The following is an 11058-nucleotide window of genomic DNA, read 5'->3' as shown; positions in this document are numbered from 1 at the left end:
CTGACACCGGAAAGCGGTTTACTGCCTTGGGGGTCCGGCACTCGGACGGCCGCAACGGCAGGACTGGCGGCCACGCGGCAGGGAATGGGCCCGGGAACGCAAACGGCCCCGGTCCGAGGACCGGGGCCAAACGCGGAGACGGGGGGATTTGAACCCCCGGTGGAGTTGTGCCCCACACTTCATTAGCAGTGAAGCCCATTCGGCCGCTCTGGCACGTCTCCAATTGCTATTCCTAGCCCACCAAGGATACGCAGAACCGGCCATCCAGCGCAAAACGGCCGGGGAGGGTCACTGCAGAGTCCCGAAGGAGCCGTGGTCAGGCCGTGCCTTCTGCCAGCGCCTTCCACAGGAAGTGCTGGCTTCGGCCCTGCAGGGCGGCGGCCTGCCGGTTGTCCGAAGCTCCGGCGTGCCCGCCCTCCAGCGCTTCGTGGAACCAGACGTTGGGGATGCCCATGGCCAGCATGCGGGCAGCCATCTTCCTGGCCTGCACCGGGCCTACCCGGTCGTCGGACGTTGCGGTCCAGATGAAGGTTTCCGGATACTCCACGCCGTCCTTCAGCTGGTGGTACGGGGAGAAGGTCCTGATGAATTCCCAGTGCTCGGGCAGGTCGGGGTCGCCGTACTCGGCAATCCACGAGTGACCCGCCGACAGCTTGGTGTACCGGCGCATGTCCAGCAGCGGCACCCCGCAGGACACGGCGCCGAACAGTTCGGGATACCGCGTCAGCATGTTGCCCACGAGCAGGCCGCCGTTGGAGCCGCCGACGCAGCCGAGACGGTCACGGCTCGTGACGCCCCGGGAGATCAGGTGCCTGGCCACCGCGGCAAAGTCCTCGTAGGCGCGGTGCCGGTTTTCCTGCAGTGCGGCCCGGTGCCAGGACGGGCCGTATTCCCCGCCGCCGCGGATGTTGGCCACAACGTACACGCCGCCCCGGCTGTGCCCCTCCGCGAGGCCGTCGCCGGGAACTGCGGCAGTCCGCCGTTCCAGCCACGCCCGGCCGATGGTGCCGCTGTACGCCGGCGTGCGCGAGACCTCGAAGCCGCCGTAGCCGGAAAGCTGGGTGGGGTTCTGCCCGTCGAGCACCAGGCCGCGGGTGGCCACCTGGAAGTACGGCACCTTCGTGCCGTCCGCGGAGACGGCGAAGTGCTGCTGCACCTCGTAGTCCGCTTCATTGAAGAACGACGGCGATGCCTTCACTTCCGCGTGGCTGCTCACCACGCCAGCCGCTGGCGTTTCGCTGGAAGACTCGCCGGAAGCCCCGCCGTCGGCGGCGACCCCGGTGAGTGTCATGCGGGTCAGGGTGCCGCGGGTCAGGGTGCTGGGCGTCGTGAAGCCGGTGGCCACGAGCCAGAAGTCGTCCCCGCACCCGCCTTCCGCCTCGTCCTCGTCATCAACGGCGAAGGCATTGACGTCGTGCAGTGGCGGGCAGGCATCGAGCAGCGAGGACCGCCACGAGTCGGCAGGATCCAGCACGCGGATCTCCGAGGACACGTCCTTCAGCAGGTTCAGCAGCAGGAAGTTCCGGGTCCAGCTCCAGGACTGCAGGGACGTGTGCGCGTCCGGGGCGAAGAGGACCGTCAGCTCGCGCTCGCCGGCCAGGTACGCCTGGAAATCGGCGGCGAGCAGGGAGCCCGCCGCGTAGGTGGTCCCGCTCACCGTCCAGTCGCGCTGCGGCCTGAACAGCAGCCATTCCCGGTGCACGCCCGTGTTCACGTCGGTGGGCACGTCCAACTGCACCCAGCCACCGTCCTGCAGCACCGAGGTGCGGCGGTTGAAGAAGTCGATCCAGTCCACCGCGAACGTCCGCTCAAAGCCGGGCGTGGAGTCGTGGGCCACGATCGCCATCATGTGGTCCTCGGGGATCTCGAAGATGCGGGGCGCATCGCTCAGGGCCTGGCCCCGGCGCATCCGCACAGCGGTGCGGGCGTACGAGGACGCCGTGCGGGGGAGATCCGCTGCGGTGCTGGCGACCAGCAGCGTGTCCGCATCGAGCCACGAGACGTTTCCCTTCGCCGTCGGGAGATCAAAACCGCCGGCAGCGGGATCAACGAAGGTGCGGGTCTCGACGTCGAACTCACGGTAGCGGTTGGCGTCGCCGCCGTCGGGGGAGAGCGCCACCAGGGCGCGCCGGTACGGCTGCCCGGGTTCAGGCCGGAGCAGGTTTGCGCCGTGGAAGACCCATTCCACGCCGTCGGCGGCCGCCAAGGCATCCACGTCGAGCAGGACGTCCCACTCCGGGTCGTCGCTGCGGTAGCTGTCCCAGCTGGTTCGGCGCCACAGGCCCTTGGGGTTCTGCCGGTCCTTCCAGAAGTTGTAGTACCACTCGCCGTGCTTGCTCACCATGGCGATCTTGTCCGTCGAATCCAACACCTCGAGGATCTCGCCCTCGAGCCGGGCGTAATCGGCGTCCTCGAGCAGGTCCTCCGTGCGGGCATTCTGCTCGCGCACCCAGGCCAGCTGTTCCTCGCCGTAGATGTCCTCCAGCCAGATGTTCTCGTCGGTGGGCGCGGGGGCGGTGGGAGCGGCGCCGGAGGCGGGGGCAGAATCAGCTGCAGTGGTGGTCATGCGCCCATCCAAACAACATCCCCGCTCAGCTAGCAAGTCACATGCCGATACTCTGGAAAGCGTGGTTATTTCGCAGAGCATCCGGACGGCGCTGATCGGCGCCGGTCCGAGGGGTACCAGCGTGCTGGAGCGGCTGCTCGCCAACTGGTCCGCCGCCCGCCCTGCGGGAGCCCGCCTGCACATAGATGTCATTGACCCGTTTCCGGCCGGCCCGGGGCACGTCTGGCAGCCCGGCCAGTCCCGCCTCTACCTGATGAACACTCAGTCGTTCTACCCCACGCTGGTCCCCGAGGACACGGGGCTGGCGGCGCCTTTGGCCGGCACCACGTTCGACCGCTGGCGGGCAGCCCAGCAGCGCAGCCCCCTGCCGGAGCTCACCGATGACGAGCGGGCGGAGCTCGGCGTACTGGGATCCGGAGACTTCCCCAGCCGCGCCATCTACGGCCGCTACCTGCGGTCCACCGTCGAGGAGCTGCTCGCCGCGCTGCCCGACGGCGTCACGATCGAGATGCACCAGGCGACGGCTACCGCTGCGCGCCGGCAACCGGACGGAAGGTTCGAGGTCGAACTGGACCGGGGAGGACTGGACGCGGGCGAACTCGACGGCGGCGAACCGGACGGTGGCGGGACCCTCACCGTCGATTCGGTGGTGCTCGCGCTGGGCCACCTCGCGTCCCGCCTCAGCCCGGAGCAGCGCGAACTGCAGGCAGCCGCCGCTCAACTCGGCCTGCGCTACTTGCCGCCCGCCGTCCCGGCCGACGTCGACTGGAGTGTGATTCCCGCGCAGGAGCCGGTGCTGGTCCGCGGGATGGGCCTTAACTTCTTCGATGTGATGGGCCAGCTCACGGAGGGCCGGGGCGGAAAGTTCGTGGAGGCAGGGGACACCCTCGAGTACCTGCCTTCTGGCCAGGAGCCGATCATCTTCGCCGCGTCCCGGCGCGGAACGCCGTACCGGTCCAAGGCCACCCTCGCGGGCTACTACCCGGCGTCGGTCACGCTCCGCTACTTCACCGGGAAAGCACTGCAGAGGTTTGCGGCCGCCGGAATCGTTCCGGCATTCGACCACGACCTCTGGCCGCTGCTGCACCGGGACGCGCTCTGGGCCTACTACACGACCCTCGTGCGCTCGCAGCCGGACGCCGTGCAGGACCACGCCGCGTTCCTCAAGGAGCTGGACGAGGCCCTGCACCCGCATGCCCACAGCACCGGCCGGTGGGAAGCGGACTTTAACGCCGTCGTCGGCCGCCATGTCCGCCAGGGCGGCAGGCTGGACCTGCGCGGCCTGGCCGCCCCGCTGTCCGGTCGGAGCTTTGCTTCGCGTGCCGAGCTGGATGCCGCCGTCGTCGAGTACCTCGACGACGATGCCCGGCGCTCAGCGCTCGGCGAGGACGACCCCGTCAAGATGGCCATCGGCGCGCTGCACCACGGCCGCGCGGTGCTGAAATCGGTGGTGGCCGACGGCGGGATCACCGACGAGTCATGGGTCGCCGGCCTGCGGGGCTGGTTTGAGTCGCTGGTGGAGGGCCTGGCCAGCGGTCCTCCGGCGCTGCGCGCCGAGCAGCTGGCAGCTCTGGCACGAGCCGGAATTGTCAGCTTCGTGGGCCCGGACCCCAAGTTCGGCGTGGCCCGCGGAAAACGCGCCTTCACCGCCGCCTCGCCGTGGGTTCGGGGCGGTGCCGCGGAAGCACACACTCTGGTGGAGGCACTGGCCCCGGCCAACCGGGTGGCCCTGAACGAGTCCCGGCTGCTGGAACAGCTCCTCGCCGACGGGCTCGTCCGGCCTCGGACCATGATGACAGTGGAAGGCACCCCGGTGCAGGCCTCCGGGCTCGACGTCCGCCCGCACCCGTACCGGCCGGTTGCCGCGAACGGCGAGGTCACGGACCGGATGTACGTGCTGGGGCTGCAGCTCTCGGCTACGCAGTGGGGCACGGCCATTGCCGCCGAGGCGGCACAGCAGGCCGGCCCGGTGTACCCCAGCGGGCAGCGCACGCTCCGCGACGCCGACGAGATCGCCCGGGCCATCCTCGCCCTGGCCCCAAACGCTTCCTCACCTCCTGCCGCCTGATCTCAAACGCGTACTCACCTCCTGCCGGAGTGCCACCCTCGGGCGCACGAAAATGCCGGCCGGCAGCTTCCTTCGAAGCGGCCAGCCGGCATCCATTGGCGAACGTGACTACAGGGTGCCCTGTCCGCCTGTTTCGGCGTCGCCCGCGTTGCCCTGGCCGGTGTCGGCCACGAGCTTGAACCTCGCCCCGGTGGGGTCCGTCAGCGTGGCCAGCCGGCCGTGGGGTGTGTCATCCGGTCCGTCAAGGACCGTCGCACCCAAACTGACGGCCTTGTCGATGGAAGCGTCAGCGTCCTCCACCGCGAAATAGACCACCCAGTTGGAGGGGACTTCGGCGGGAAGGTCGGCCGACGCGTCATAGATCCCGGCTTTCGCCTCCCGGCCGGCGCCCAGGGTTGTGTACCGGAACTCCGGGGTGTCGCTCATGACGTCGGTGTCCCAGCCAAACACGTCCTGATAGAACTTCACAGCGGCGGAGTAGTCCTTGGTGTGAAGCTCGTGCCAGGCCGGGGCGCCCGGCTCGCCAACAAGCTCGTAACCGCGCATCTCACGCGGCTGCCACACGCCCACCGTGGCGCCGGAGGCATCCCCGAAGAACGCCATGTGGCCCTGTTCGGGCACGTCCATGGGCTCCATGTACACCTGGCCACCGTTTGCGGCAACCGCCGCGGCTGTGGCGGCGGCGTCGTCGGACCACAGGTAGGTGGACCACATGTCCGGCATACCCTCCTGGTCCTCCTGCTTCTGCATGATGCCGGCGACGGTCTTGCCGTTCTTTTGGGCGGTGATGTAGCCGCCGTACTTTTCCTGGTCTCCGGTCTGGAAGTCCCAGCCGAACAGTTCGCCATAGAACTGTTTCGCCTGGTTGGCGTCGGTGGTCATAAGGTCGACCCAGCAGGGGGCGCCGGGCGTGGGTTCGGGCGTAGGCATGGTCTGCTCCTGGTGTGGTTTGCGGGACGTTCCCGCAGGTCATGGAGGTGCTACGAACAGAACCGACACTATGCCGGGGGTGTGACACTTTCAATGGGGGTGAGACGGGGTGCGCTCAGCGCTGGTCTGAGTATGACGTGCCCGGCTCCTGGTCGTCGTCGGCCTCGATCCACTCCGTGAAGTCCTTCAGCGACATGCACCAGTAGTAATCCGAGTAGCGCAGGCTCTGTTTTTCAGCCTTGCTCATGACCTCGACCCCCACATGCAACGGTGGATGCGGAATCTCCCTCCCGCGGTCGCGGGATAGAGCGGTGCTGATACAAGTGAACGCCTTTCGGCAAGGGTGCGCATCAGTGGCGCGTACTCGAATTCTGCCGGGCAGGTACTCGGATTACCTGTTTTCCAGGCCCCCGTCCGAACCCCTACTTGCTGGTGGAAAGTGCCGCTGCCTGCCTACGCAAAAGGCCGGCCAGACCAACCTTTCGATTGGCCCAGCCGGCCTTCAAAATGGCCGTCATACCGGTGCTTTTCACACGGCGCCGGCCCCTGCGCGGAAGGTAAGAGATTCGAACTCTTGGTACGGGGTTACCGCACACTGGTTTTCAAGACCAGCTCCTTCGGCCGCTCGGACAACCTTCCCTGACTAGTAGTGTTTCATAGGCAGTTGGCTGCAACAAAAACCGCCGCGTGGCAGTTGTCGCCGCCGCACAGTATTTTTGGGGCAGGAATCAGCTAGAAATCGGGAGTTCGCCATGAAAGCCGTCTTTATCTCGGAGCCCGGCGGGCCGGAAGTGCTGGAAATCCGTGAGGTGCCGGCTCCGCAGCCGGGCCACGGTGAGGTCCTCATCGATGTTGTGGCGGCGGGCCTGAACCGCGCCGACGTCCAGCAGCGGAGGGGCTACTACCCGCCCCCGCCGGGTGCTTCGGAGATCCCCGGGCTGGAGGTATCCGGCAGGATCGCTGGTTTCGGCCCCGGCGTGGCCAAGCCGTTTTCTGTCGGGGACAAGGTGGTGGCACTGCTGTCCGGCGGCGGCTATGCGCAGCAGGTCGCGGTGCCGTCCGAGCAGGTGCTGAGGATTCCCGACGGCGTGGACCTGGTTACCGCTGCGTCCCTGCCTGAGGTGGCGGCGACCGTGTACTCAAACCTCGTCATGACCGCGCAGCTGCAGCCGGGGGAGACCGTCCTGATCCACGGTGCCACGGGAGGCATCGGCACCATGGCCATCCAGCTGGCCAAGGCATTGGGGGCCACGGTGGCGGCCACCGCCGGCACCGACGAGAAAGTCAGCACCGCCAAGGCCTTCCTTGGGGCCGACATCGCCATCAACTATGCGGAGGAAGACTTCGCCGAGAGCCTCCGCGCCCAAAACGGGGGCAAGGGTGCCGACGTCATCCTGGACGTAGTGGGCGCCAAGTACCTGCAGAAAAACGTTGACGCCCTGGCGGACTACGGCCGGCTCGTCGTCATCGGGCTGCAGGGAGGCGCCAAGGGGGAACTGGACCTCGGGCAGCTGCTGCGCAAGCGTGCCGCCATCGTGGCCACGGCGCTGCGCCCCCGCCCGACAGCCGAGAAAGGCGTCATCATGACGGCGGTCAGGGACTCCGTATGGCCCCTCGTCGCCGATGGGCGCATTCACCCGCTGGTGGCGAAGACCTTTCCGCTGGACCAGGCCAGGGCGGCCCACAAATACTTCGACTCCGGCGAGCACGTGGGCAAGGTCCTGCTGGTGATGTAGCGCCGCGCCCGCGCGGGAAGGGTAGATACTCAGTATTGCCACGCTGAAAAGCAAAGGCTAGGCTCGGAGGATACGCAGTATGCACGCGTCTTGGGGGCGCGTGCATACTGCCGACTTCCAGCCAAGGAGCCAGATGTCCATCCGCCACAGCCTCCTCGCCCTCTTGCAGGACCAGCCCCGTTACGGCTACCAGCTCAGGGTCGAATTCGAAGACCGCACTGGCTACACCTGGCCGCTGAACATCGGGCAGGTCTACACCACCCTCGACCGGCTGGAACGCGATGGCCTCGTTAGCAACGACGGCGGCGACGGCGAAGGCCACGTCGTGTACAGCATTACCGAAGCCGGCAGGGCGGAGGTGCAGGGCTGGTTTGCGACACCGGTGGAACGGGGCAACCCGCCGCGGAACGAGCTCGCCATCAAGCTGGCGCTGGCCGTCACCCTGCCCGGGGTAAACGTCGCAGCCATCATCCAGGCCCAGCGCACCGCTTCCATGCGTGCCCTGCAGGACTATACGAAATCCCGGCGGGACACCGCGGCCAACCAGCGGGCGGCGGACACGGCCTGGCTGCTGGTGCTGGATTCGCTGATCTTCCAGACCGAGGCCGAGATCCGCTGGCTGGATCTGTGCGAGGCCCGGATGATGCAGCTTGCGCAAGCCACCGGGGCGCGCAGCCAGGCACGTAAGCCGTCCAACGGGGTCACCGTGGAAGAGGCGGCTCCGCTCACAGCGGAGAACCGCCGGTGAGCGTGCAGGGGCCCCAGCAGATCCTGGAACTCGCGAAAGTCAGCAGGACGTTCGGGCACGGGGCCACGGCTGTTGCCGTGCCGGTTCCGTTCTACGGCGTCATCCCCCGGGCACCGCGTCCAGGCTGGGCATCCACTTCGAAAACTCCGTACTGCTCGCCCAACTGTCCGCCTACGCGGAAGCCGCCGAGCAGGACAGGCGTCGGCTGCCCTGGCGCACGTTTACCGGATCCAGGCCATGGGTTTCTACGTTGCCCGCCTGCCCGTGTCCTGGCGAAGCGCCGGCACCTGAGAAGCTTCTGACAGCCGCACTGGACCCCTGGAGCGGACGACGGCGGTACTGGCCAGGGCCGTCCGCTCACCGCGGCGTCGCGACCGCTCGGCGATTCCTCCGGCGGTGCTCCGCAAATGGCCGCGGTTGTAGCCCTACCCGTTGGTAGGGTGCCGGTGGCACACTCCGTGCCAACTGGGAATCTCAAGGAGGAGACATGGGCACCATGCCTGAGGACGGGACCCGAACGGCGGACGGGGAACTCGATCCCGCGCCCAACGGGTCGCTGCCGCCGACGTCGGTGGATGACGCGGTCCGCGACGCGGAGGAGCGCAGATGGACCCCTGCGAAGATCGCCACGTGGGTAGCCATCGCGCTCCTGGGCGGCGTGGCCTGGTTCATGCTGGCCATCGTCAGGGGCGAAACGGTCAACGCCATCTGGTTCGTGTTCGCCTCGGTGTGCACGTACCTGATCGGCTACCGCTTCTATTCGAAGGTCATCGAGCGCTACCTGCTCAAGCCTGACGACCGCCGCGCCACGCCCGCAGAGTACAAGGCTGACGGCAAGGACTACGTCCGCACGGACCGCAATGTCCTCTTTGGGCATCACTTCGCCGCCATCGCCGGAGCCGGACCGCTCGTGGGGCCCGTCATCGCGGCCCAGATGGGGTACCTCCCCGGCACTATCTGGATCATTCTCGGCGTCGTCCTCGCAGGCGCCGTACAGGACTACCTGGTCATGTTCTTCTCGATGCGCCGCGGCGGCCGTTCCCTCGGCCAGATGGCGCGCGAGGAACTCGGCGTCATCGGCGGCACTGCCGCCCTCGTGGCCACCCTGCTGATTATGGTGATCATCGTCGCCATCCTGGCGCTCGTCGTCGTCAATGCCCTGGGGGAGAGCCCGTGGGGCGTCTTCTCGGTGGGCATGACCATCCCGATCGCGCTCTTCATGGGCGTGTACCTGAGGTACCTGCGCCCGGGCAAGGTCATGGAGGTTTCCATCATCGGCTTCGTGCTGCTCATGGCCGCCATCATCGGGGGCGGCGCGGTGGCCGGCACGGAATGGGGCGCGGCGTTCTTCCACCTGGACAAGGTCACCATCGCGTGGGGCCTCATCGTCTACGGCTTCATCGCGGCCATCCTCCCGGTGTGGCTCCTGCTCGCGCCCCGGGACTACCTCTCGACCTTCATGAAGATCGGCGTGATCGCGATGCTCGCAGTGGCCATCATTGTGGTGCGCCCCGAAATCACCGTTCCCGCCTTCAGCGAGTTTGCGGGCCGCGAGAACGGTCCGGTCTTCTCCGGTGCCCTGTTCCCGTTCCTGTTCGTCACCATCGCGTGCGGCGCGCTGTCAGGCTTCCACGCCCTGATTTCCTCCGGCACCACGCCAAAGCTCATCGAAAAGGAACGTCAGTCCCGGTTCATCGGCTACGGCGGGATGCTCATGGAGTCCTTCGTCGCCATCATGGCGCTGGTCGCGGCCATTTCGATCGACCGCGGGATCTACTTCGCCATGAACGCCCCAGCGGCGCTGACCGGAGGAACCGTCGAGACGGCGGCGCAGTGGGTCAACGGACTCGGCCTGGCCGGCGTCAACATCACCCCGGACGTCCTCGCCCAGACCGCGTCGAACGTGGGCGAGGAAAGCATCGTCTCGCGTTCAGGCGGTGCGCCAACGCTCGCCGTGGGCCTGGCCCACATCATGCAGCAGTTCATCGGCGGCACCGGCATGATGGCCTTCTGGTACCACTTCGCCATCATGTTCGAGGCCCTGTTCATCCTCACCGCGGTCGACGCCGGAACGCGCGTTGCGCGGTTCATGCTGCAGGATTCGATCGGGAATTTTGCCCCGAAGTTCAAGGAGGCGTCCTGGCGTCCGGGCGCGTGGCTCTGCACGGCCATCATGGTGGGTGCCTGGGGTGCCGTGCTGCTGATGGGCGTCACCGACCCGCTGGGCGGCATCAACACCCTGTTCCCGCTGTTCGGCATCGCCAACCAGCTGCTGGCCGCGATCGCCCTGGCGGTGTGCATGGCCATCGCGGCGAAGCGCGGCTCGTTCAGGTACCTGTGGATCGTTGCCGTGCCGCTGGCCTTCACCGCCGTCGTTACCATCACGGCAAGCATCCAGAAGATCTTCTCCTCCGTCCCGGCCGTGGGGTACTTCGCCAACAACGCCGCCTTCAGCAAGGCGCTGGCCGACGGGAAGACCTCGTTCGGCACGGCCAAGACCACGGCGGCCATGGAGGCCGTGGTCCGCAACACCATGATCCAGGGCTGGCTGTCCGTCATCTTCGTGGTCCTGAGCATCATCGTCATCGTCACCGCGGTGCTTGCCACGGTGAAGGCCTTCCGCAACACCGCGGCCGGCGTCCCCAACGTCAACAACGAGGACCGGCCACATCCCTCGCGCGTCTACGCGCCCGCCGGGCTGATCCCAACCCCCGCCGAACGCGAGCTCATGGCGGAATGGAACAAGCTGCCCGCTGAAATGCGTGTTGAGCGGGCGGGGCACCACTGATGAGTGCTGCACCCGGACCGGCTGGCGTGCTTCATCCGGTGGCGGGGGCCTTCCGCGGCTTCGCACGGTACATGCAGGGTGTCATGGGCGCCGACGCGTACCGGAAGTACCTGGAGCACCACGCGGCGGCGGGCCACGGCACGCCGCCCCTGGACGAACGCGCGTTCTGGCGGGACCGGACTGACCGCCAGGACAGCAACCCGCAGGGCAGGTGCTGCTGAC

Annotated in this window: 8 protein-coding genes and 2 tRNA genes; 5 read left to right on the top strand and 5 right to left on the bottom strand. The window is 67.6% G+C overall.

Annotated features, from left to right (window positions below; genetic code table 11):
• Positions 1–133 precede the first annotated feature (133 nt).
• Together DBZ45_RS00265 and DBZ45_RS00260 are read right to left on the bottom strand one after the other, a co-directional pair.
• Positions 134–221: transfer RNA gene (locus DBZ45_RS00265), tRNA-Ser, on the bottom strand.
• A 95-nt stretch (positions 222–316) separates the two neighbouring features.
• Positions 317–2566: a prolyl oligopeptidase family serine peptidase gene (locus DBZ45_RS00260; protein ID WP_111901989.1), complete on the bottom strand. Its 2250-nt coding sequence runs from the start codon at positions 2564–2566 to the stop codon at positions 317–319.
• Between the two features lie 61 nt (positions 2567–2627).
• Here DBZ45_RS00260 and DBZ45_RS00255 point away from each other — a divergent pair, with 61 nt between their 5' ends.
• Positions 2628–4634, top strand: coding sequence for an FAD/NAD(P)-binding protein (locus DBZ45_RS00255; protein ID WP_111901988.1), 2007 nt, complete (start codon positions 2628–2630; stop codon positions 4632–4634).
• Positions 4635–4742: 108 nt separating this feature from the next.
• On the opposite strand, the gene DBZ45_RS00250 is transcribed toward DBZ45_RS00255, so the two are convergent.
• From DBZ45_RS00250 to DBZ45_RS00245, 3 genes are all read right to left on the bottom strand, one after another.
• Complete coding sequence (locus DBZ45_RS00250) at positions 4743–5564, bottom strand: VOC family protein (protein ID WP_111901987.1); 822 nt, start codon at positions 5562–5564, stop codon at positions 4743–4745.
• 115 nt (positions 5565–5679) lie between these two features.
• Positions 5680–5811: a hypothetical protein gene (locus DBZ45_RS23355; protein ID WP_262982840.1), complete on the bottom strand. Its 132-nt coding sequence runs from the start codon at positions 5809–5811 to the stop codon at positions 5680–5682.
• A 304-nt stretch (positions 5812–6115) separates the two neighbouring features.
• Positions 6116–6203 (bottom strand) — tRNA-Ser (locus DBZ45_RS00245).
• Between the two features lie 113 nt (positions 6204–6316).
• Between DBZ45_RS00245 and DBZ45_RS00240 the strand changes: the two genes are divergently transcribed.
• The 4 genes from DBZ45_RS00240 to DBZ45_RS00220 all read left to right on the top strand — a co-directional run bounded on the left by DBZ45_RS00240 (position 6317) and on the right by DBZ45_RS00220 (position 11057).
• On the top strand, positions 6317–7300 hold the full coding sequence (locus DBZ45_RS00240) for an NAD(P)H-quinone oxidoreductase (RefSeq protein ID WP_111901986.1): 984 nt from the start codon (positions 6317–6319) through the stop codon (positions 7298–7300).
• Between the two features lie 133 nt (positions 7301–7433).
• A complete protein-coding gene (locus DBZ45_RS00235) occupies positions 7434–8048 on the top strand; it encodes a PadR family transcriptional regulator (RefSeq protein ID WP_111901985.1) in 615 nt (204 codons plus the stop codon).
• A 487-nt stretch (positions 8049–8535) separates the two neighbouring features.
• Complete coding sequence (locus DBZ45_RS00225) at positions 8536–10836, top strand: carbon starvation CstA family protein (protein ID WP_111901984.1); 2301 nt, start codon at positions 8536–8538, stop codon at positions 10834–10836.
• On the top strand, positions 10836–11057 hold the full coding sequence (locus DBZ45_RS00220; protein WP_111901983.1) for a YbdD/YjiX family protein: 222 nt from the start codon (positions 10836–10838) through the stop codon (positions 11055–11057). Before DBZ45_RS00225 ends, DBZ45_RS00220 begins: the two co-directional genes overlap by 1 nt.
• Position 11058: the final 1 nt, after the last annotated feature.

The sequence above is a fragment of the Arthrobacter globiformis genome, assembly GCF_003261175.1.
Taxonomy (GTDB): Bacteria; Actinomycetota; Actinomycetes; order Actinomycetales; family Micrococcaceae; genus Arthrobacter; species Arthrobacter globiformis_A.
The sequence above is the reverse complement of the archived record's forward strand: the minus strand, read 5'-3'. Positions and strand labels throughout refer to the sequence as shown.